Raw genomic sequence first — 20,442 nt, 5'->3', positions numbered from 1 at the left:
CGGTGGCCCATCTCGCCTACGAGATGGGCCACTGGCATGTCCACCCCTATTCGTGCGGTTGGCGGCACACACCAGCGGGTACGAACGACAGAGTTCACAGGAGTTTCGGGAGGGGAGTCTGATGAGAACGCAAGCTCGGACGGCAGTTGCGGTTTTCGGCGGAGCGGCCATGCTCGTTCTGACGGTTGGCTGTGGCGGCGGCGGCAACAAGGCTCCTAGCAGCAGCACCACGACGACCACAACCACCACGACGTCCAGCGTTGCGCCCTCGACGGCCCCGGATACCGGTAGCCCGACCGGCAGCGGCGGGCCGGGCGGCGGCGGTGGCACCGTCCCGGGCGGCCCGACCGGGGGTGGTGGACCGGGCGGCGGAGGCGGCACCGTCCCCGGCGGTCCCACCGGTGGTGGCGGGCCCGGCGGCGGTAGCGGCGGCATCCCGGGCGTCGGTGGTGGCGGCGGCGGACCCGGCGGCGGCGGTGGCTGCATCGGCAACATCTGTGGCGGCAACTGATGTCGACTTGGCCCCTCGGCTGAGCAATATCCACGAACCGCGGCGCTTGAGACAATCCACGACGTCGCGCCGCTGATCTTGTTCTGAGGCTCGCCGGCCTGAGTTATGGTTCTCCGCAACGCGACTGCAAGGAGAACTTCGATGGCGAAGCTCAGGTTCGGATATTTCATCGCGCCGTTTCACCGCGCGGGCACCAACCCGACGCTTGCGCTGCAGCGCGACCTCGAGTTCGTCCAACACCTCGATGCCCTGGGCTTCGACGAAGCGTGGATCGGCGAGCATCACTCGGCCGGCAGCGAAATCATCGCTTCGCCGGAAATCTTCATCGCGGCGGCCGCCGAGCGGACCAAGTGGATCAAGCTGTGCACCGGCGTCATTTCGCTCTCGTACCACAACCCGCTCTGGGTCGCCGACCGGTTGATGATGCTGGACCACCTCACTCACGGCCGCGTGATCGGCGGTGTGGGACCCGGCTCGCTGCCCAGCGACTCGTCGATGATCGGGCTGACACCCACCGACACCCGCGAGTTACTAGATACCAACCTCGACATCGTGGTCCGGCTGCTGCGGGGCGAGACGGTGAGCGCCAAGACGCCGACGCACGAACTGCACAACGCCAAGTTGCAGCTCGCCCCGTATTCCGACGGCGGGGTCCCTCTCGCGGTGGCAGCGGTCGCCTCGCCGACGGGTGCGCGACTCGCCGGCAGGCACGGCATCGGCCTGCTCTCCATCGGCGCGACGCTGACCATCGAGGGCTTCAACGCACTGCAATATCACTGGGACATCGTCGAAGAACGCGCCGCGGTGTTCGGCACCACGGTCGATCGCCGGAACTGGAGCCTGGTCGGGCCGTTCCATATCGCCGAAACCGACAAGCAGGCGCGCGAGGACGTGAAGTTCGGCCTGGAGCCCTGGTTCCGGTACTTCCAGAAGGTGGCCGCCTTCCCGCAGATGACCATGCCGGGCGAACAGATCGACGAGATGATCGACGTCATCAACGAGAACGGCGCGGGCGTGATCGGCACCCCGGAGCGGGCGCGGGCGCAGGTCCAGCGGATGTGGGATCAGTCCGGCGGCTTCGGCTGCATGCTGCAAATGGGCCACGAGTGGGCCGACCCGGCGGCTACCAAACGGTCGGCCGAATTGTTCGCCGCCGAAGTGATGCCGCACTTCCAGGGCCAGGCGCAGCCGACACTCGATGCCGCCGCGCGCGCCAGCGAGGCCCGCGAAGGGCTCGCTGAGTCACAGAATCAGGCCGTCGAGCACATGACCAAGAAGTACCAGGACGAGCTCAACGCCAAGTAGTCCCACCCAGTCCGAACCAGCGCGTGAGCGCCCGGCGCAGTTCCACCACATCGGGCGACGCCGCCGAGGATGCCCACGCCACATAGCCGTCGGGGCGCACCAGCAGCGCGGTGGCTGGCAGTTCGCGATCCGAATGTCCGAGCGCGACGGTGAGCTGGTCTGCGGCATCGGCAACCGCGGCAGCCACGCAGCCGGAGTCGGTGAGATCGACAAGTACCGGCCGTCCAGTGCGGGCCAGCTCCGCAATACGCCTGGTCTGGCCGCCGTCCGTCACGCCGAAGTCGGGCACCCAGTGCCCGGTGAGCGGATGCGCGTCGGGGTCTGTGCTGTAACGGTTTTCGGCCCCGGATATCAGGTCGCTGAGGCGACGGGCGATATCGGAATCGGTGAGCAGCTCGGAGAACAGCTGCCGCAATGCGGTGACCTCGGGCCCGGGCCGCACGAGTGCCAGCTGCGCCCGGCTGTGCATGATGACCCGCTCGGCAGCGGGCCGGCGCTCTGCTTCGTAGGTGTCCAGCAACGCGGGGTCGACGCGCCCGTGCAGCACCGTCGCGAGTTTCCAGCCGAGGTTCACCGCGTCCTGCAGGCCCAGGTTGAGTCCCGGTCCACCCATCGGGGAGTGGACATGCGCGGCGTCGCCCACCAGGATCACCCGTCCCACCTGATACCGCGACGCGATCCGTGAGTTGATGCCGGCGAACCGCCGCAGGTCGAGGTCAGCCTCGGGCGACACCGGCCGCAGCGGCAGGTCCGCGCCCAGCACCCGTTTGACGCTGGCTTCCAGTTCTTCCAGGCTCATCGGCTGCCCGTCGAAATTGTCCTCGGCGGGCTCCGCGCGGGCGGTTGGGTCCAATTCGAAACAGATCACGGCCGCCCGGCGCCCGAGCGCGCCGAGGGCCAAGACGCCGCGCTCGACCCGATGGAACCCCAGCGGTGGGATCCGTCCGTACCCGGGCACGTCCAACACGCCGCTGACCGGATCGATCCATTCGTCTGGCGGCACGATGTCGAATCCCATCCGGGCGACCACGTCGTGCGACGACATCCCGGGGAAATCGATACCGGCCAACTTGCGCGTCATGCTGGTGCCGCCGTCGGCGCCGATCAGGTACTTGGCCCGCAGCCGATAGGCGCCGCCGGGCCCGTCGACATCCACCGTCACACCGGCGCCGTCCTGGTCGAAGCCGGTGAGCGCGTGGCCCCATCGAAGGTCGACGTCGTGTGCAACGGCGCGCTCGGCAAGCACCTGTACCAGCTTGGGTTGCTGGACGGGCAGCAGGAAGACCTGCGAGTCGGCGATCGACGTGAGATCCAACGGGAAGGCCGCAAACATGGCGCGAGGGTTGAGCCGGGGCGGCTCCGCGGTTCCGGCCAGGGTGCCGTAGAGACCGCGATGGTCCAGGATCCGAACCCCTTGGCCGATAACGCCGTTGGCTCGCCGCATGGGATTAGGGCCGGGCAGCGCGTCCAGCACCACCGGCCGGATTCCGTTCAATGCCAATTCGCTGGCCAGCATCAGCCCGTTCGGACCGCCACCGGCGATGACGACGTCAATCACTTAGGCCAGCTTAGTAGTTGGGGCGCGAGCCGACAAACGCCGGCTCAACTGACAGCGCCTGTTTTCATAATCTGGCGCTAGCCGCTTCCCAGCTCAGAGCTAAGGACGGGGCGCATACCTGGAGGATGACCACCCCTAGTCAGCACCACCAGCTCATGCGAGTCATCTTTGCCGGTGTCGCGGCCATCGCGATGCTGGCGTTCGCCGACGCGGCACATCCCGCCGCCGCGCTCGGACAGGTACGCCTGACCGCGATCGACTCGCCGCTGCCGCAGTCACCGGCGAATCTCGCGGGCGGCGGCTTCGCCACCGATGACGGCGACGACGAAGCGCAACTTCAACAGCAATTGGCCCAGCAGGAGATGCTGCAGGCCGAGCAGCAGGCCGAACAACAAAACGAGGCGGCCCAGCAGCAGGCCCTCCAAGACGAACTACAGGGTCAGCAGGTCGAACAACAGGCGAACAACCCTTAGCGCTCGGAGGCCTTCACGAGCCGATCCGCGAGAAGCTTGACCGCACCACCCAGCGCCGCCCGCGTCGCGGGCCCGGTTCCGCGAATTCTCTCGACGAATGAGCCCGACCAATGGATGTCGGTACCGCCGGCCGCGTTCGGCGTCAAGACCACTTCGCCGAGGTAATCCTTGGCCGGTGATGGCCCAACCAACTTGTAGACCTGCCGGCGATCCTGCTCGTACTCGACGATCTCTTCCCGCGCCAGCAGCGGCGGCACACCGATCTGACGAATCGCCCCGACACCGCCCGGTGCCGGATCGCCCTGGCGTGCCCAGCTCGATCGCAGGACCATCGGCTTGGCCCAGCTCGACCAGTTGGCGCCGTCGGCCAACAGCCCGAACACGGTTGCGGCAGGCGCGCTGCTGGTCCGGTTGATCTCGAACGAAAACTTGCGACCTGACATAGCCGCGTACCCTACCGCCAGGGCCAGCAACCCGGCCCGGCGGTGCGGACCCGTTGGCGCCGGCGGCGAGGCCGGTGAAATCCGGCACACGGCGGCCACCGCGCATGCATACTCACCGTGTGGGAGGTCCGGGCGACTGTCACGGACCGGGTCCGGACACCGGGCGAGAATTTCGAATGCACGATGAAACACTTTGGTGGACAGATGATTTCGAACCTGCCTGCTGACGTCGTAGGGCATGCCGCGGTACGGCGACTCCATCGGCACGCGCGGGCATCGCTGGTGCTGTGCGCCCTCCTGTTAGCGCTCTGCGGCTGCGGCAGACCGACCGGTACCCCCGCAGGGAAATCCACCCCGACGAGTAATGCCGTCGTCACGACCAACGACAACTCACTGATCAAGGCCAAGAGTCAGCGGGTGCTCGAAGACGCGGTCAACGCCGCGACGCCGGGCTGCTCGGCCGCGGTGGGTTCGAAAGGGACCGTCGTCTGGACTGGAGTGCGCGGAATCGCCGACACGGCGACCGGCGCCAAGATCAGCCCCGACACCGTGTTCGATATCGGCTCGGTGTCCAAGCAGTTCACCGCCACCGCGATCCTGTTGCTCGCCGACGCGGGAAAGCTGACACTGGGCGACCCGCTCTCCCAGCACATGCCGGACTTCCCCAAATGGGCCGCCACCGTCACGATCGCCCAGTTGATCCATCACACCAGCGGCATCCCCGAATACGAAGGGCTGCTGGTGAAGCAGGGGTTCGCGGTCAGTGACCGCACCACCCAGGACCAAGCGTTGCAGGCGGTGGCGGCGCTGCCACAGCTGAATTTCAAGCCGGGCACTCAATTCCGATATTCCGACTCCAACTATCTGCTGCTCGGCGAGATCGTCCATCGGGTGTCGGGGGTGCCGCTGCCGCAGTTCCTCAGCGCTGAGATCTTCGGCCCGCTCGGTGTGGGGATGGTGATGGACCCGGTCGGCGAGGTTCCGCACAAGGCCGTCTCCTATGCGGGCGGCAGCGACGGATACCGAACGACCACATCGGCATGGGAGCAGATCGGCGACGGCGCGGTCCAAGCCTCACCTAGTCAGCTGGTGCAGTGGGGCGACAACTACCGAACCGGTCGCGTGGGCGGGCCCAGGCTGCTCGAGGAACAGCTGGCGGGGGCGGTGGAAATCGGCCCCGGCATCCCCGTGCGCTACGGCGCCGGCATCTACATCAAGGCCGACGGCAGCCTCGACCACGACGGCGCCTCGCCCGGCTTCGTCACGGCATTCCGGGTCAGCAACGACCGGCAGACCTCGGTCGCCGTCAGCTGCAACACCGACGACCAGATCCCCGAAGCCCTGGCCGACTCGATAGCCAAGCTCTGGATGTAGTGCATAGCGACCGGAAACGCCATCATTCACGGTATGGCGAAACGCACGGTGCTCCTTCTCGCGATCGTGTTGTCGCTCAGCTCCTGCGGCGGTGGCCAGCAGGCTGCGCCGAAAACCACCTCCGCCGGCCCCGCGAACACTGACGTCGCGAAGGCCGCAAGCCAGAAGGTGCTGAATGACGCTATCGACGAAGGGGCCCCGGGGTGCTCGGCCGCAGTGGGTGTCAAGGGCCAGGCCGTGTGGACGGGGGTGCGCGGCCTGGCCGACCTGTCGACCGAAACGCCGCTGCGCCCGGACACCGTGTTCGATATCGCGTCGGTATCCAAGCAGTTCACCGCGACGGCGGCGCTGTTGCTGGTCGACGCCGGCAAGCTGACGCTCGACGACCCGGTGTCCCGGCACCTGCCCGAACTGCCGTCGTGGGCGGGCACCGTCAACGTCGGACAACTGATGCACCAGACGAGCGGCATCCCCGACTACGTGGGACTGCTCGAGGCGCAGGGGTTTGCGTTCAGCGACCGCACCACCCAGGAACAGGCAGTGCGGGCGGTGGCGGCAATGCCGAAGCTGACGTTCACCCCCGGCTCCCAGTTTGAATACTCGAACTCCAACTACCTGCTGCTCGGCGAGATCGTCAGCCGGGTATCGCGAGAACCGTTGCCGCAGTTCCTTGCCGAACAGATCTTCCATCCGCTCGGCCTGGCCATGGTGGTGGATCCCACCGCACCGATTCCCGGCAAGGCCGTCGCCTATGAAGCGGACAGCGACGATTACCACGCTATTACAACCGGCTGGGAACAGGTCGGTGACGGCGGCATCGTGACCACGCCCACTCAGCTCGTCTATTGGGCCGACAACTATCGAACCGGCCGGGTGGGCGGCGCCACGTTGCTTGACGCGCAACTGAGCGGGGCGGTGCCCACCGATGCGGGCGGCGGTGACAGGTACGGCGCGGGAATCTTCCTGCTAGCCAATGGAACACTCGATCACGACGGCGAATGGGGTGGGTTCGTCACTGCATTTCGGGTCAGCAAGGACCGAACGACATCGGTAGCGATCAGCTGCAACACCGATGAGCAAGACCCGGAAGCCCTGGCCGGTTCGATCGCGAAACTCTGGATGTAGTCCGCCACCAACGCCTTTCGCGTGGATCAGTCGGTGCCGGTGACACCGGTGACCATGCGGCCGTCCTCGAGTTCGATATTGGTCAAGGCCAGGGGCGCAGGCAGAGCCTCCACAAAGCGGCCCAGGCCGGCCTCGGAGACCCGGAACAGTTCGCCCCGGCGGGCGTCGGTCGTGGCGATCTGCCCGGCGAACCGGGCACCGAGTTGCTCGAGCTGCCAGTGCATCGGCTGTCCGCGTCGGTGGGCGCCGAATACCGCTAGGGCGACGCCGGTTCGAGTCAACAATGCGGACGCGGTGCCGGTTAACCGTGCACCGATGTCGGCGGCGATTTGGTCGTCGAAGGCGGGAACCACGACCGTCACTCCGAACGGGGTGCCCGCCGGTGTCGGCGTGACGGGAACGGTGACCGCGGCCATGTCGAGCAGATTGCCGAAATTGGTGTAGGTGCCCATCCGACGGCTGATCCCGACGGAATCGGCGCCCACCTCACGCAGGGTGGGATGTTCGGTGGTGGTGGGCAGCAGCAAAGCATCGAAACCGTCGAGCAGGCGCGCGGCATCGGCGCGTGCGCGGGCCAACGCGTTCAGGTCGGCGGCGAAGGCGGGACCGGTGACCTCACGCGCCGCGGTAATGATCGACGAAACGATGGGATCGGCGCTCGCCGGTGCGGTGTCGAGGAATTCGCCGACCGACGCATAGCGTTCGGCGACGATCGCGCCGTCGTAGAGCAGCAGGGCCGCGTCCAGCAGCACGGAGATATCGATCGGTTTGACGCTCAGCCCGGCATCGATCGCGAGACGCACGGACTGCTCGAACGCGTCGCGGTAGCCAGGACTGAGTGCGGCGAGGTTCGCGGCTTCCGGGATCGCCAGCCGTGGCGCGTCGGGAGCCGCGAGGCGAACATCGGCGGGCCAAGGGCGGCTGCGGGGGTCGCGCGGATCGGGTCCGGCCATCACGGCGACCGCGGTGGCGGCCAGGGTGAGGTCGGCCGCAAGCACGCCGATGGCGTCGTAACTCGCGCAGGCCGCGACGACCCCGTGGGTGGGGATGATCCCAAGGGTGGGTTTGATGCCGACCAGCCCGTTCAAGGCAGCGGGGACCCGAACCGACCCGGCGGTGTCGGTGCCGATACCGATATCGGCGATGCCCAGCGCCACGGCGACGGCAGAACCGGAACTCGACCCACCCGAGACCAATTCCGGATGACGCGAATTACGCACGGCGCCATAGGGACTGCGGGTACCCGCCAAACCGCAACCGAATTGGTCGAGGTTCGTCTTGCCGAGAACGACCGCCCCGGCGTCGCGGAGTCGTTGGATGGCGACCGCAGTGCTAGCCGGCCGGTAGGCGAACTCCCGACACGCAGCGGTGGTCGGCAGCCCCGCCACGTCGATGTTGTCCTTGACGGCGACCACCAGCCCCGCCAAGGGCAAGCGCTCTCCAGCGGCGAGGCGTTGTTCGACGGCTGTGGCGTCGCTGAGCACATCGGGCTGTTCGCGCAGCGTGATCCAGACCTCGGGCCGGTCGGCCTCGGCGATCGTGCGATACGCGGCGATCACCCGCTCGATGGGCGAGAGGCGAGGCGTGGCTGACGACGTCACAAGACGTGGGGTGCAATCAGGACCGCGGCGCCGGATACCGCGAAACCGATCAGGAACGCGATCACCGTAAAGCCCATCACCTGGCGCACATTGAGCTTCGCGATCGCGAGCACCGGCAACAGCCAGAACGGCTGAATCATGTTCGCGACACCTTCACCGACCGCCACCGACATCGAGATCAGTCCCAGATACGCCGGCGAGTGCTGGCCGATGGCCAGTGCCGAGCCCACCGCGATCGGCCCCTGCACCGCCCAGTGCCCACCGCCCGACGGGACGAACAGCGAGATGAGAACGGAGCCAACGAATGTCAGGAATGGGAGCGTGAACTGATCCGCGCCGCGCACCAGGGCCTCGGCGAGCACCGTCTGCAGCGCTCGACCTGACCCCGCCGGCAGATAACCCAGCAGACCGGCGATTCCGCCGTACAGGGGATATTGCAGCAGCAATGGGCCGGACACTTTCGCCGCACCGGAGAACGCGCGAATAAAGCGAATCGGCGTACCGTGCAGCAATGCACTGGTGACGGTGAACAACATGATCATCGACGAGATGTTCAGCGCGAAGTCGCTCAGCACGAAATACGTTATGCCCGCGGCGAATACGAGGACGTTGAGGATCCAGAGGTTCTCCAGCCGCTCGGCGAACGTCGGCGGGCCCTGTGGCGGATCCGGAACGGGCTCTTCGTCGAACACCGCGGGATCGGGCTCGAGACTTTCGTCGGGCTCCATCCGCCAGATCGTGACGGCGACCAGTGCGACCATGGCGATGACGGCGACCCAGCTGTAAGGCTGGAAGATCGTCAGCCGCAGCGGCACGATTGTGCCGGTCATCTTGTGAATCACGTTGATAGGACTGGTCGTATCGGTGTTCGCCAGCGCGATCGACGACGACAAGCCCTGCGTCCAGACCAGGTAGCCCATAAACCCGGTCGCGATCAGGTAGCCGAAATGCACACCGGAAAGCCGCTTTGCGACCTGACGCGCAACCAGCGCGCCGGCCACCAAGCCCAATCCCCAGTTCAGCAACGAGAAAACGCTACTGACGCCGAAGCACAGCAAGGCGCCCTGAACCTGATTCGTCGGCTTGCTTGCGAGACGAATGATGGCCCGCTTCACGATGGGCGCCTCGGCCAGTGTGTAACCCGTGACCAAGATCAGCACCATCTGGAACGCGAACGTGAAGATGTTCTGAGCTCCCCATACTCCGCCGTACCACGCCTTGAGAACCGCGGAAGGTGTCGCACCCCGCACCAGTAACGCGACGAGTCCGACCACGATCAGAGTCAAAATGACCGCGAACAAATACGGGTCCGGCATTAAGCGTTCGACGTACCGGACGCAGAGCATGGTGAGCCGCTGCATGAGGCCGCGACGTCCGAGATGTTCGTCTTTTTCGTCTTTTGTAGTCGTCATGGCCCCGCCTTAACCGCGACTCTGCGCCAGCGTCGTGCTCTCGTTGAATAGTGGAAACGCTCAGGTAACTCTAGATTGGTTGCCGCCGCGTGGCTTTAAATGAACTCGTAGACAAAGACAACGACGATTGCCACTGCCAGCAGAATCAAGGCGCCGATGATGACGACGCGAACACCGCGGGACTGGCGATGGAACCAGTGCTGCATTTGGGAAAAGCGCCAATCGGTCCACGCGTAGGCGCGCGCAGCCCACAGCGCTTCGACCGCCAGCAAGCGAAAAGCGACCAGCAACGCCGGGATCCCGGCTTCGGGGAGCAACACGATCAGCGGAATGGAGACGACGAGCAACACACCGCCCAGCACGGCAAAGCTCGCCCGAACCGGCATCGCCCTGGCCCGTCCCCGGGCGCGGTAGGCGAGCACTCGGGCCAGTGCGTCTTCGCGGGTCTCGGGCTGTTGATCGGACGAGTCCACGGTTGCTCCTTACAGCCCCCGCGGCGGTATCGCCTCGGACTCTAGCCGACGGCCGGATCCGAAAGGGCGGTATCGCGGCGCACCTAGACTGCGGATATGGATGACGGTTCCCGACAGGACTCCGTGGCTCCAAAAGGCCTGCTACGAATAGAGGATTGCCTGGACGCCGACGGCAACATCGCAATGCCGCCGGGGACCACCTTGATTTCTCTGATCGAGCGCAACATCCGCAATGTCGGCGATTCCATCGCATACCGCTACCTGGACTACGCCCGCGCGCAAGGACACGTCCTCGAAGTGACCTGGGCCCGGCTGGGTGTCCGATTGCAAGCCATCGCCGCGCGTGTTCAGCACTTCGCGGGCGACGGCGACCGGGTGGCAATTCTCGCGCCGCAGGGCATCGATTACGTCGCCGGCTTCTACGCGGCGATCAAGGCGGGAACCATCGCGGTGCCGTTGTTCGCGCCCGAACTGCCGGGCCATGCCGAGCGTTTGGAGACAGCACTTCGCGATTCCGAGCCGACCGTGGTGCTGACGACCGCGGCGGCCAAGGACGCGGTCGAAGACTTTCTGATCCAGACCGCGCAGCCCCGCAAGCCGCACGTCGTCGTCATCGATCAGATCCCCGACGCGGCGGGGGAGTCGTTCGCCCCCGTGCCGGTGGACATCGATCAGGTTTCCCACTTGCAGTACACGTCCGGTTCGACCCGGCCGCCGGTTGGCGTGGAGATCACGCACCGAGCGGTGGGCACCAACCTGACGCAGATGATTCTGTCGATCGGTCTGCTGAACCGGAACACCCACGGCGTGAGTTGGTTGCCGCTCTATCACGACATGGGGCTGTCGATGATCGGCTTTCCCGCTGTGTACGGCGGCCATTCGACCCTGATGTCGCCAACCGCGTTTGTGCGCCGGCCGCAGCGGTGGATTCAGGCGTTGGCCGCGGGCTCGAGGGAAGGCAACGTCGTCACCGCCGCACCCAACTTCGCCTACGAGTGGGCGGCGCAGCGCGGCCTGCCGGCGGCGGGTGACGAGATCGACCTGAGCAATGTCGTGCTGATCATCGGTTCCGAGCCGGTCAGCATCGAGGCGATCGCGACGTTCAACAAAGCGTTCGCCCCATACGGGTTGCCGCGCAAGGCATTTAAGCCTTCGTACGGCATCGCCGAGGCGACGCTGTTGATCTCCACGATCGAACCGAGCGCCGAGGCGAAGGTTGTTTACCTCGATCGTGAACAGCTGGGCGCGCGGCGCGCGGTCCGGGTCGGCGCGGATGCGCCCGGCGCCGTTGGGCACGTGTCGTGCGGCCGGCCCGCTCGCAGCCTGCGGGCCGTGATCGTCGACCCCGACACGGCCGCGGAGCTGCCCGACGGCACGGTCGGCGAGGTCTGGTTGCAGGGCGACAATGTCGGCCGCGGCTATTGGCGACGCCCCGAGGAAACCGAGCGGGCATTCCACGCGCGACTGCAATCGCGGCTGGCTCAGGGCAGCCGCGCCGAAGGCTCGACGGCCGGCGGCTGGTGGCTGCGGACCGGCGACTTGGCCGTGTATTTGGACGACGAGCTCTACATCGCCGGCCGCATCGCGGATCTGGTCGTCGTCGACGGCCGTAACCACTACCCGCAGGACATCGAGGCCACCGCCGCCGAGGCCTCGCCGATGGTGCGACGCGGGTATGCGACGGCATTCTCGGTGCCGGCCGACGACGGCGTGGTGATCGTTGCCGAGCGCGCGGCAGGCACCAGTCGCGACGATCCGCGGCCGGCGACCGAGGCGATCAAGGCCGCGGTATCGCACCGCCATGGGCTGACCGTTTCCGACGTGCGCTTGCTGCCGGCCGGCGCTATTCCCCGCACTACCAGTGGGAAGCTGGCCCGCCTGGCCTGCCGCGCTCAATACCTCAGCGGCGCACTGGGCTCGCATTAACAACTCGTCCGGAGTGGCATCCTGGCCATATGGGTCTGCTCATCCGGCTGGCGGAGTTGCTCATCCTGCTGCTGCCGTTCGTAGGCCTGGCCATCGGTGCCGTGCGCGCGTTCGGTGCCCATCAGCGCCGAGCCCAGGAAGCGACCGAGCCCGCGGCGCCCGCGCCGCCCGAACTCACCGCCAACACCTCGGCCGCGCAATGGCGATCGCTGCGTCGGATCCTGGACGAGCACCAGCGCACCGACGCACGCTGGCTGGAGTACGAGCTCGACTTCGTCAAGCTGCTCGATTTCCCGCTGATGACGAATCTGCGCGATCCGCTGACCGTCGCCTTTCACAAGGCCAAGTTGCGCGCCGACCTGTTGCGGCCCGTCAAAGCCGAGGATCTGCTCGACGACCGCGAAGCCGCCGGGAGCTATCAGGTCGCCGTGGAGGATTACGTGACCGCGTTCAACGTCGCCGAGGCGGAGGCAATACGCAGACGCCGCAACGACTTCTCCCGCGACGAACAACAGCGGATCGCGCGCGCCCAGAGCCTGCTGCGGATGGCGTCGGACTCCGCCGCCGCGCCGCCGGAACGGCAGAACGCCTACGAGTCGGCCCGCAAAGAACTCGACGGCCTGATCGTGTTGCCCGCCACCACCCAGGCCAGCATCGAGCGAGGGATCTCCGGTGAGATCGAGGGATAGGCCGCGCGGGCATGTCACGATGACCAGATGACCGCATCCGGCCAACCCGATGAGGCGCTCGCCGGCTACCCCGTCACTCCACCGCCGCTGCCCGGCCCGGTCACCTTCGACCAGCGGTGGAGTGACCTGACGTTCGTGCACTGGCCGGTCCAACCCGACAGCATCGCGCACCTCTATCCACCGGGGACGCGTCCCGACGTTTTCGCCGACGGGCTGACCTATGTGGCGTTGGTCCCGTTCATGATGACGAGCACCAAAGTCGGTACCGCGCTGCCACTTCCGTACTTCGGTAGCTTCCCGGAGACCAACGTCCGGCTGTATTCGATCGACGACGCCGGCCGGCACGGCGTCCTGTTCCGGTCGCTGGAAACCGCTCGCCTGGCCGTCGTACCCGTCACCCGGATCGGCCTCGGCGTCCCCTACACCTGGGCGAAGATGCGGCTGACCCGCGATAGCGGCCACATCACGTATGACAGTGTGCGCCGGTGGCCGCACCGCGGCCTGTGCAGCCGGCTGACCGTCGCCATCGGGGATGTGGTGGAGCCGACGCCGCTGGAGATCTGGCTCACCGCTCGCTGGGGCGCGCACACCCGCCGGGCCGGCCGGACGTGGTGGGTGCCCAACGAGCATGGACCGTGGCCGTTGCGCGCGGCGCACATCGTCGAGCTGCGCGACGAGCTGATCGACGCCAGTGCGGTGCGGCCCGCCGGCGATCGATTGCGCGGCCTGTATTCACCGGGTGTACGAACCCGCTTCGGCCGCCCCTGCCTGGTTCAGTGACTCGATATCACGGGATGGTGTAGCCGCCGTCGATGACGACGTCCGAACCGGTCATGTAGCTGGATGCGTCGCTGGCCAGGTAGACGTAGAGGCCGGTGAGTTCGTCGGGCCGGCCGATGCGGCCGAGCGGAATCTTCGGCTCCCACAGCCGGTGATACTCCGCCATCGGTTCGACGAGTTCGGTGAGGATGTAGCCCGGGCTGACGCTGTTCACCCGGATGTTGTGCGGCGCCAGCTCGACGGCCAGCGCCTTGGTCAGGTGGATGACCGCGGCCTTGGAGGTGCAGTAGTGGCCCGCCTGTTGCGGGACGTTAATGATGTGGCCGGACATCGAGGCGGTGTTGATGATGGCGCCGCCGCGGCCCTGGCTGACCATCGCCCGGGCGGCCGCCTGCGCGGTGAGGAATACGCCGGTCACATTCGTGTCCTGGATGGCCTGGAACTCCTGCGGTGACATGTCCAGCATCGCCTTGAGATTGATGATCCCGGCGTTGCAGACCGCGATGTCGATGCCGCCCAACTCCGTGGTCACCCGCTCGACCATGCGGTTCACCTGATCGGGTTGGGTGACGTCACAACTGATCGGCAGGACCCTGCCGCCGGCCGTGGCGAGCTCTGCGGCGACGGTTTCCAAGACCTCCGTATGCCGTGCCGCGATGGCCACTTGGGCACCGGCTTGCAGGTATGCCTCGGCCACCTTTTTGCCGATACCGGTGGACCCCCCGGTCACCAGAGCCGTCCTGCCGCGCAGATCAAACAGGTCCAACACGCTCATGCGATATCCCTATCCAGACGGGCCACCAAAAATCAGAACACGTTCTAGTGTGTCCGCTATGGGCAACTTCAGCAGAGCCGAAATCGAGCAAGCCGTCGAGCACTACACGACTGTTGCGGAGGGGTGCAGCGCCTCCGGCGACTGGGCTCCTTTTGCGGATTTATTCACTGAGGACGTTGTCTACATCGAACACCACTACGGCGTCTTTCACGGCCGCGAGGCGGTCCGGGAATGGATCGTTGCCGTGATGGCCCCATTCCCGCACATGCGCTTTCCCAGCGACTGGATTGCCTACGACGACGAGAACGACGCCGTCGTCATCATGATCAAGAACCTGCTCGACCACCCGACCGACCCGAACGGGGAGCCGTTCTGGTTCCCGAACTGGACCCGACTGGTCTACGCCGGCAACGGCTTGTTCTCCAGCGAGGAGGACATCTACAACCCGAACCGCGATGCGCCCGGTGCCGTCGCGGCCTGGATGCAGGCCGGCGGGCAGTTCGCGTCGACGGAGTTCCTGCAACCCAACCCGAGCTAGGCCTTCGGAGAGACCGCAGCGAGGTCCGGCTGTCGCTTGCGTCGACGGGACCGGACCGCCGCCAGTGCCTGATCCCAGGCGATCATCGTCGTCGCCTTGAGGTTGGCCGGCTTGGCGCTGTCTTTCGAGAGCAGCGCGGTGGCAGCGGCTTTCGTGGTTGCCGACGCCTTCGACATGTGGCCGGAGTCGAACGGCGGCTGCGGGTCGTATTCGATCGCGAGCTGAATCGCCTTGGCGCGGCCCTCGCCGCCGATCTCACCGGCCAGCCGGAACGCGAGGTCGAGTCCCGCGGATACCCCCGCACTGGTGATGACGTTGTCCGCACGCACCACCCGCTCGTCGCTGACCGGGATGGCGCCGAAGCCCTTCAGCATGGGTATAGCCAGCCAATGCGACGTCGCCCGCCGGCCCTCGAGCAGCCCGGCCGCGGCCAGGATCACCGAACCGGAGCACACCGACGCCGTCCAGCTGGCGGTTCGATGCGCGCCGCGCAGCCAGTCCAGCAGCACCTCGTCACGTGCGTGCACCGGAGTCGACGGCCCGCCGGGCACGAGAATGATGTCGGGCGAAGGGGTTTCGGCCAGTGAATGCGTGGCGCCGATGACCAGTACGCCGGAGTCGGCGGTGATCGGCCCGGTTTCGTGCCAGACGAATCGCACCTCGGCGCCGGGCAGATTGCGCAGCACCTCGTACGGGCCGATCATGTCCAGCGCGGTGAATCCGGGGTAGGCCACGAATGCGATTTGGGTCATCGTGCGCTCCTTTCAGGCCTCAGGCGAAGGTCTTGCGGTACTGGTCGGGTGAAACGCCGATACGGCGAATGAAGTTGCGCCGCATGGTTTCCGCGGTGCCGAAGCCGCACCGGGCCGCGATCGCGACGACGGTGTCGTCGGTCTCTTCCAGCTGCCGGCGCGCGGCTTCGGTCCGGACCCGTTCGACGTAGTGGCCCGGCGCCTCGCCGACCTCGTCGGTGAACACCCGGGTGAAATGCCGCGGGCTCATCGTCGCCCGGCGGGCCAGATCACCGATGCTGTGCGCATCGCCGGGTTGCGACTCGATGGCCTCCTGCACCTCGCGAATGCAGGTGCGTTTGGCGCGCGGAATCCATACCGGCGCCGCGAATTGGGTCTGCCCGCCGGGGCGGCGCAGATACAGCACCATCCAGCGGGCGACGGTCTGCGCGGTCTCGGTTCCGTGATCGTCCTCGACCAGCGACAGCGCGAGGTCGATGCCCGCCGCGACACCCGCGGCCGTCCAGACCGTGTCGGAGCTGCGGACGAAGATCGGATCGGGATCGACGTCGACGGCGGGGAACTCCCTGGCCATCCGGTCGGCGAAGGCCCAGTGTGTGGTCGCGCGGCAGCCGTCCAGCAGCCCCGCCTCGGCGGCGAGGAAGGCGCCGGTGCAGACGGTGACGACGCGGCGCGCACTGGCCGCGGCGGCCTTGACCCAGGCCACCAGGTTCGCGTCTTGCCGAGCGGCGTCGAAGCCACCACCGCCGGGCAACACGACCGTGTCGATCTCGTCGTCGGGATCGGGCAGCGGCGTGCCCACGAATCCGAGGCCGGTCGGCGTGGTGATCGTCCGGCCGTCGACGGAGGCCAGGACGACGTCGTAGCCGCCGTCGGTCAGCAACGATGCGCCGGTGAACACGTCGTAGGGCCCGACGACGTCGAGTGCCTGCACACCCGGAAAGCCGACGATAACGACCTTACGAACCATGGATTCAGTGTTGGCCGTAGCGGGGCATGTCGTCTAGGCCTAGTACCCCACGAATCAGGACATGGGACCTGATCCCGGGCCGCCCGGTCGGCCTTGGCAGACTGTGCCCATGGCACAAATAACCTTGCGTGGAAACCCGATCAACACCGTCGGCGAGCTTCCTGCCGTCGGATCGAAAGCTCCAGCCTTCAGCTTGACCGGCTCCGATCTGGGCGCGGTCAGCAGCGACCAGTTCAGCGGTAAGTCGGTGCTGCTGAACATCTTTCCGTCGGTGGACACGCCGGTGTGCGCGACGAGCGTGCGGAAATTCAACGAGCGGGCCGCCGGCGGCGGTGCGACCGTGGTGAACGTGTCGAAGGATCTGCCGTTCGCGCAGAAGCGGTTCTGCGGTGCGGAGGGCATCGAGAACGTCACCACGGCGTCGGCGTTCCGGGACAGCTTCGGCGAGGACTACGGCATCACGATCACCGATGGTCCGATGGCCGGGCTGCTCGGCCGGGCCGTCGTGGTGATCGGCGCCGACGGCAACGTCGCCTACGCGCAGCTGGTGCCCGAGATCGCCGAGGAGCCCGATTACGACGCGGCGCTGGCAGCGCTGGGCGCCTAGCGTCGGGTCATAACCCGAGCATGCGGACCGTTTCGGTCCGCATGTCGATCTTGCGCACCTTTCCGGTGACGGTCATCGGGAACTCGTCGACGATGTGGACATAGCGGGGAATCTTGTAGTGCGCGAGTCTCCCGGCGCAGTAGGCCCGGACGGCTTCGGCGTCTAACGGCGGGCGGTCCGGGCACATCTTGATCCAGGCACACATCTCCTCGCCGTACTTGGCGTCGGGAACACCGACAACCTGTACGTCGTCGATGTCGGGGTGGGTGTGCAGGAAGTCCTCGATCTCACGCGGATACACGTTCTCGCCGCCGCGGATCACGACGTCCTTGATGCGCCCGACGATCGCGCAATAACCATCGTCGTGCATCACGGCGAGATCGCCGGTGTGCATCCAGCCGTCGCGATCGATCACCTCGCGAGTTTTGTCGTCGTCGTGCCAATAGCCCAGCATCACCGAGTAGCCGCGCGTGCACAGCTCGCCCGGCTGGCCCCGCTTGACGATCTCGCCGCTGCCGGCGTCGATGACCTTGATCTCGACGTGCGGATGGACCCGGCCCACGGTGGCGGTTCGGTGCGCGAGGTCGTCGTCGATCCGGGTCTGGCAAGACACCGGGGACGTCTCCGTCATGCCGTACGCGATGGACAGTTCCGCCAGGTTCAGTTCGTCGACGCAGCGCCGCATCACCTCCACCGGGCACGACGCGCCGGCCATGATCCCGGTCCGCAGGGATGACACGTCGCGGCGAGCCAGGTCGGGGTGGCCGAGTATCGCGATGAACATGGTGGGCACGCCGTAGAGGCCGGTGCAGCGCTCGGATTCGATCGCGTCCAGCGTCGCGGCGGGATCGAAACCCGGCGCCGGAATCACCATCGTGGCACCGTGCGTGGTGCAGCCCAGGTTGCCCATCACCATGCCGAAGCAATGGTAGAAGGGCACCGGGATACACAGCCGGTCGCCGGGTCCGAGTCCGATGCATTCGGTGACGAAGTACCCATTGTTGAGGATGTTCCGGTGCGACAGGACGGCGCCCTTGGGGGAACCCGTTGTGCCCGAGGTGTATTGGATGTTGATCGGGTCCGAGGGGTTCAGTCCGGCCAGCCGGCAGCGTAATTCGTCCCGGGTTACCGCATCGGCCCGCTGCCGCAAGCGGTCCCAGTCGTCGGTGCCCAGAAACACGACGTCGGCCAATTCCGGGAGTTCGGCCCGAATCTGGGCGATCATTGCGCGATAGTCGGAGGTCTTGAAGGTCGTCGCCGACACCAACAGCCGAGTCTGCGAATCGCGCAGCACGTGCGACAATTCGTGCGTTCGATACGCGGGATTGACCGAGACGAGGATCGCGCCGATCTTGGCCGTGGCGTACTGAAGGATGACCCATTCCGGGCAGTTGGGCGACCAGATTCCGACCCGGTCCCCGGGCCCGATGCCGACGGCCATCAATGCGCTTGCCACACAATCGATCTCGGCGTTGAGTTCGGCGTAGGTCCACCGCCGGCCGCCGGCCACATCGACCAGCGCCTCGGCGTTCGGGTGGCTGCGCGCGGTGCACTCGAAGTTCACCCCGATCGTCTCCTCCAACAGGGGAGTGTCGACCGGGCCCGCATCGTAGGAATCCGGGGCACCGTACCGGCGCCGCAAATCGTTCTTGAGCACCTTGCCGTTGGCGTTGCGCGGCAAGGCTTCCACGATCACGACACGGCGCGGACGCTTGTACGCAGCGAGGTGCGCGCGGCAGTGCGTCTCGATTTCGTCGTCGGTCGGCGGATTCGCGGGATCGCGCGAGACGATCACCGCCATCGGGATCTCGCCCCATTTCGGGTCGGGCGCTCCGATGACCGCGACCTCGGCGACCTTGTCGTGCGCTGCCACGACGTTCTCCACCTCGGCGCTGTAGATGTTCTCTCCGCCCGAGATGATCATGTCTTTCCTACGGTCGACGACATAAATGTAGCCGTCGCCGTCCTGTCGGACCAGATCGCCGGAATGAAACCAGCCGCCGCGGAAAGCCTCGGCGGTCTCGACGGGCCGGTTCCAGTACTCCTTCATCACCAACGGTCCGAGATAGACGATCTCACCGACTTCGCCCTGCGCAACGTCGTTCATTTCGTCGTCGACGATGCGGACCTCGACATTGAGCATCGGGGTGCCCACCGATCCGATTTTGCGGATCGCGTCCTCGCCGCGCAGCAGGCAGGTGATCGGGCTGCACTCGGTCTGCCCGAAGGCGGCGATCACCTCGGCGTGCGGGAAAGCTTCGAACATAGTGCGTAGCAAGGTGGTTGACGCGGGTGCCGCGCCCCACCACACCCGGCGCAACCGGCCGAGGTCCCACGATTGCGGGTCGGGCAGCGCACACACCAGCTGCCATTGTGCCGGCGTCATCCAGCATGACGTGACCCGCTCGTCGGCGATCATTCGCATGGTCGCCGCGGGGTCGAAGCCGCCCGATGGCGCGACGACGACGGTGCCGCCGGTCAGGAACGTCGGGAACATCCCCGACACGGCCGCGACGTGGAACAGCGGCGCATGTGCCATCCAGCAGTTGTCGTCCCCGCCGAGACCGAGCGTGGCGATCACGCTGACGGCATGCAGGTACAGGTTGCGGTGGGTGATCACCGCGCCCTTCGGAAAACCCGTGGTGCCCGAGGTGTACATAATGAACGCGGGCGCCTCGTCCGCGACCGCGACGCTCACAGTGGGACCGTCCGCACCGGCGATGAGTTCGTCCAGGCCATCACCGATCGTCAGGACGGTCCGTACCGACGGCGCTTTGGCGCGCGCCGGCGCGACGGCCGCCGCACGAGCCGGGTCCGCGACCACGACGACCGCACCGCTATCGGCCAGGACATGTGCGATCTCGTCGGAGACCAGACGGAAGTTGACGGGCACCGCCACGGCCCCCAGCCGCAGGGTGGCTAGCCAGACTTCGATCAGCTCAAGGCAATTCAGGCCGGCCACGGCGACGCGGTCGCCCAGCCGGACCCCGTTCGCGGACAGCACCTTCGCCAGCCGCGTCACCCGTTCGTCGAGTTGCGCGAAGGTACACCGCCGGCGTGAATCGACCAGGGCGAGGTTGTCGGGCCGCACCCGGGCATGGCGCGCCAGGACGTCGCTGAAAGTGATGCC

The 20,442-nt window shown here is 66.7% G+C and carries 19 protein-coding genes and 1 pseudogene; 10 read left to right on the top strand and 10 right to left on the bottom strand.

The features are described 5' to 3' along the window. Positions 1 to 121: 121 nt before the first annotated feature. The gene (locus LMQ14_RS12980; protein ID WP_420714645.1) at positions 122 to 511 is read left to right on the top strand and encodes a hypothetical protein; all 390 of its coding nucleotides are present in this window, start codon (positions 122 to 124) and stop codon (positions 509 to 511) included. 141 nt (positions 512 to 652) lie between these two features. Continuing rightward, complete coding sequence (locus LMQ14_RS12975) at positions 653 to 1,816, top strand: LLM class flavin-dependent oxidoreductase (RefSeq protein WP_267735102.1); 1,164 nt, start codon at positions 653 to 655, stop codon at positions 1,814 to 1,816. Here LMQ14_RS12975 and LMQ14_RS12970 read toward each other — a convergent pair. Further along, complete coding sequence (locus LMQ14_RS12970) at positions 1,803 to 3,374, bottom strand: FAD-dependent monooxygenase (protein WP_267735101.1); 1,572 nt, start codon at positions 3,372 to 3,374, stop codon at positions 1,803 to 1,805. The two genes, LMQ14_RS12975 and LMQ14_RS12970, sit on opposite strands and share 14 nt — an antisense overlap. A gap of 155 nt (positions 3,375 to 3,529) precedes the next feature. On the opposite strand from LMQ14_RS12970, the gene LMQ14_RS12965 reads away from it, so the two are divergent. Then, positions 3,530 to 3,847, top strand: a complete 318-nt coding sequence (locus LMQ14_RS12965; RefSeq protein WP_267735100.1) for a hypothetical protein — start codon at positions 3,530 to 3,532, stop codon at positions 3,845 to 3,847. Here the strand turns inward: LMQ14_RS12965 and LMQ14_RS12960 are convergent. Beyond that, entirely contained in the window at positions 3,844 to 4,290 is a 447-nt protein-coding gene (locus tag LMQ14_RS12960) for an SRPBCC family protein (RefSeq protein ID WP_267735099.1), read from the bottom strand. The genes LMQ14_RS12965 and LMQ14_RS12960 overlap by 4 nt on opposite strands. A 204-nt stretch (positions 4,291 to 4,494) precedes the next feature. Here LMQ14_RS12960 and LMQ14_RS12955 point away from each other — a divergent pair, with 204 nt between their 5' ends. After that, positions 4,495 to 5,664 (top strand): serine hydrolase domain-containing protein, encoded by a 1,170-nt coding sequence (locus LMQ14_RS12955; protein ID WP_267735098.1) that lies wholly within the window; start codon positions 4,495 to 4,497, stop codon positions 5,662 to 5,664. Between the two features lie 33 nt (positions 5,665 to 5,697). After that, positions 5,698 to 6,789 carry a serine hydrolase domain-containing protein gene (locus tag LMQ14_RS12950; protein WP_267735097.1) on the top strand — a complete coding sequence of 364 codons (1,092 nt, stop codon included), beginning with the start codon at positions 5,698 to 5,700 and terminating at the stop codon, positions 6,787 to 6,789. A gap of 26 nt (positions 6,790 to 6,815) precedes the next feature. On the opposite strand, the gene LMQ14_RS12945 is transcribed toward LMQ14_RS12950, so the two are convergent. From LMQ14_RS12945 to LMQ14_RS12935, 3 genes are all read right to left on the bottom strand, one after another. Then, positions 6,816 to 8,390 (bottom strand): allophanate hydrolase, encoded by a 1,575-nt coding sequence (locus LMQ14_RS12945; RefSeq protein WP_267735096.1) that lies wholly within the window; start codon positions 8,388 to 8,390, stop codon positions 6,816 to 6,818. Then, positions 8,387 to 9,802 (bottom strand): TIGR00366 family protein, encoded by a 1,416-nt coding sequence (locus LMQ14_RS12940; protein WP_267735095.1) that lies wholly within the window; start codon positions 9,800 to 9,802, stop codon positions 8,387 to 8,389. Before LMQ14_RS12940 ends, LMQ14_RS12945 begins: the two co-directional genes overlap by 4 nt. A gap of 95 nt (positions 9,803 to 9,897) precedes the next feature. After that, a complete protein-coding gene (locus LMQ14_RS12935) occupies positions 9,898 to 10,275 on the bottom strand; it encodes a hypothetical protein (RefSeq protein WP_267735094.1) in 378 nt (125 codons plus the stop codon). A 96-nt stretch (positions 10,276 to 10,371) separates the two neighbouring features. Here LMQ14_RS12935 and LMQ14_RS12930 point away from each other — a divergent pair, with 96 nt between their 5' ends. From LMQ14_RS12930 to LMQ14_RS12920, 3 genes are read left to right on the top strand one after another with little or no spacing between them, the layout of a single operon-like run. After that, positions 10,372 to 12,201, top strand: coding sequence for a fatty acyl-AMP ligase (locus LMQ14_RS12930; RefSeq protein WP_267735093.1), 1,830 nt, complete (start codon positions 10,372 to 10,374; stop codon positions 12,199 to 12,201). Positions 12,202 to 12,230: 29 nt separating this feature from the next. Beyond that, complete coding sequence (locus LMQ14_RS12925) at positions 12,231 to 12,890, top strand: hypothetical protein (protein WP_267735092.1); 660 nt, start codon at positions 12,231 to 12,233, stop codon at positions 12,888 to 12,890. Between the two features lie 27 nt (positions 12,891 to 12,917). Next, entirely contained in the window at positions 12,918 to 13,670 is a 753-nt protein-coding gene (locus tag LMQ14_RS12920; RefSeq protein ID WP_267735091.1) for a DUF2071 domain-containing protein, read from the top strand. Between the two features lie 7 nt (positions 13,671 to 13,677). On the opposite strand, the gene LMQ14_RS12915 is transcribed toward LMQ14_RS12920, so the two are convergent. Next, positions 13,678 to 14,445, bottom strand: a complete 768-nt coding sequence (locus LMQ14_RS12915) for an SDR family oxidoreductase (protein ID WP_267735090.1) — start codon at positions 14,443 to 14,445, stop codon at positions 13,678 to 13,680. A gap of 58 nt (positions 14,446 to 14,503) precedes the next feature. Between LMQ14_RS12915 and LMQ14_RS12910 the strand changes: the two genes are divergently transcribed. Further along, positions 14,504 to 14,983, top strand: a complete 480-nt coding sequence (locus LMQ14_RS12910) for a nuclear transport factor 2 family protein (protein WP_267735089.1) — start codon at positions 14,504 to 14,506, stop codon at positions 14,981 to 14,983. Here the strand turns inward: LMQ14_RS12910 and LMQ14_RS12905 are convergent. Then, positions 14,980 to 15,735, bottom strand: coding sequence for a DJ-1/PfpI family protein (locus LMQ14_RS12905; protein WP_267735088.1), 756 nt, complete (start codon positions 15,733 to 15,735; stop codon positions 14,980 to 14,982). The genes LMQ14_RS12910 and LMQ14_RS12905 overlap by 4 nt on opposite strands. Positions 15,736 to 15,754: 19 nt before the next feature. After that, the gene (locus LMQ14_RS12900) at positions 15,755 to 16,705 is read right to left on the bottom strand and encodes a GlxA family transcriptional regulator (RefSeq protein WP_267735087.1); all 951 of its coding nucleotides are present in this window, start codon (positions 16,703 to 16,705) and stop codon (positions 15,755 to 15,757) included. A gap of 109 nt (positions 16,706 to 16,814) precedes the next feature. Here LMQ14_RS12900 and tpx point away from each other — a divergent pair, with 109 nt between their 5' ends. Beyond that, positions 16,815 to 17,312, top strand: coding sequence for a thiol peroxidase (tpx, locus tag LMQ14_RS12895; RefSeq protein ID WP_267735086.1), 498 nt, complete (start codon positions 16,815 to 16,817; stop codon positions 17,310 to 17,312). Positions 17,313 to 17,319: 7 nt separating this feature from the next. Here tpx and LMQ14_RS12890 read toward each other — a convergent pair whose 3' ends face one another. Continuing rightward, complete coding sequence (locus tag LMQ14_RS12890) at positions 17,320 to 18,954, bottom strand: AMP-binding protein (RefSeq protein ID WP_267735490.1); 1,635 nt, start codon at positions 18,952 to 18,954, stop codon at positions 17,320 to 17,322. Between the two features lie 42 nt (positions 18,955 to 18,996). Beyond that, a pseudogene (locus LMQ14_RS12885) lies at positions 18,997 to 20,403 on the bottom strand (AMP-binding protein); the annotation flags it as partial. Positions 20,404 to 20,442 lie beyond the last annotated feature (39 nt).

The sequence above is a fragment of the Mycobacterium sp. Aquia_213 genome (assembly GCF_026625985.1).
GTDB lineage: Bacteria > Actinomycetota > Actinomycetes > Mycobacteriales > Mycobacteriaceae > Mycobacterium.
This window is presented reverse-complemented; position numbering and strand designations above follow the sequence as displayed.

Excerpts from the sequence above, each read along its gene's own strand:
- LMQ14_RS12980 (WP_420714645.1), top strand. The coding sequence starts at position 122 with ATGAGAACGCAAGCTCGGACGGCAGTTGCGGTTTTCGGCGGAGCGGCC.
- LMQ14_RS12975 (WP_267735102.1), top strand. The coding sequence starts at position 653 with ATGGCGAAGCTCAGGTTCGGATATTTCATCGCGCCGTTTCACCGCGCG.
- LMQ14_RS12965 (WP_267735100.1), top strand. The coding sequence starts at position 3,530 with ATGCGAGTCATCTTTGCCGGTGTCGCGGCCATCGCGATGCTGGCGTTC.
- LMQ14_RS12960 (WP_267735099.1), bottom strand. The coding sequence starts at position 4,290 with ATGTCAGGTCGCAAGTTTTCGTTCGAGATCAACCGGACCAGCAGCGCG.
- LMQ14_RS12955 (WP_267735098.1), top strand. The coding sequence starts at position 4,495 with ATGATTTCGAACCTGCCTGCTGACGTCGTAGGGCATGCCGCGGTACGG.
- LMQ14_RS12950 (WP_267735097.1), top strand. The coding sequence starts at position 5,698 with ATGGCGAAACGCACGGTGCTCCTTCTCGCGATCGTGTTGTCGCTCAGC.
- LMQ14_RS12940 (WP_267735095.1), bottom strand. The coding sequence starts at position 9,802 with ATGACGACTACAAAAGACGAAAAAGACGAACATCTCGGACGTCGCGGC.
- LMQ14_RS12930 (WP_267735093.1), top strand. The coding sequence starts at position 10,372 with ATGGATGACGGTTCCCGACAGGACTCCGTGGCTCCAAAAGGCCTGCTA.
- LMQ14_RS12925 (WP_267735092.1), top strand. The coding sequence starts at position 12,231 with ATGGGTCTGCTCATCCGGCTGGCGGAGTTGCTCATCCTGCTGCTGCCG.
- LMQ14_RS12920 (WP_267735091.1), top strand. The coding sequence starts at position 12,918 with ATGACCGCATCCGGCCAACCCGATGAGGCGCTCGCCGGCTACCCCGTC.
- LMQ14_RS12915 (WP_267735090.1), bottom strand. The coding sequence starts at position 14,445 with ATGAGCGTGTTGGACCTGTTTGATCTGCGCGGCAGGACGGCTCTGGTG.
- LMQ14_RS12910 (WP_267735089.1), top strand. The coding sequence starts at position 14,504 with ATGGGCAACTTCAGCAGAGCCGAAATCGAGCAAGCCGTCGAGCACTAC.
- LMQ14_RS12905 (WP_267735088.1), bottom strand. The coding sequence starts at position 15,735 with ATGACCCAAATCGCATTCGTGGCCTACCCCGGATTCACCGCGCTGGAC.
- LMQ14_RS12900 (WP_267735087.1), bottom strand. The coding sequence starts at position 16,705 with ATGGTTCGTAAGGTCGTTATCGTCGGCTTTCCGGGTGTGCAGGCACTC.
- tpx (WP_267735086.1), top strand. The coding sequence starts at position 16,815 with ATGGCACAAATAACCTTGCGTGGAAACCCGATCAACACCGTCGGCGAG.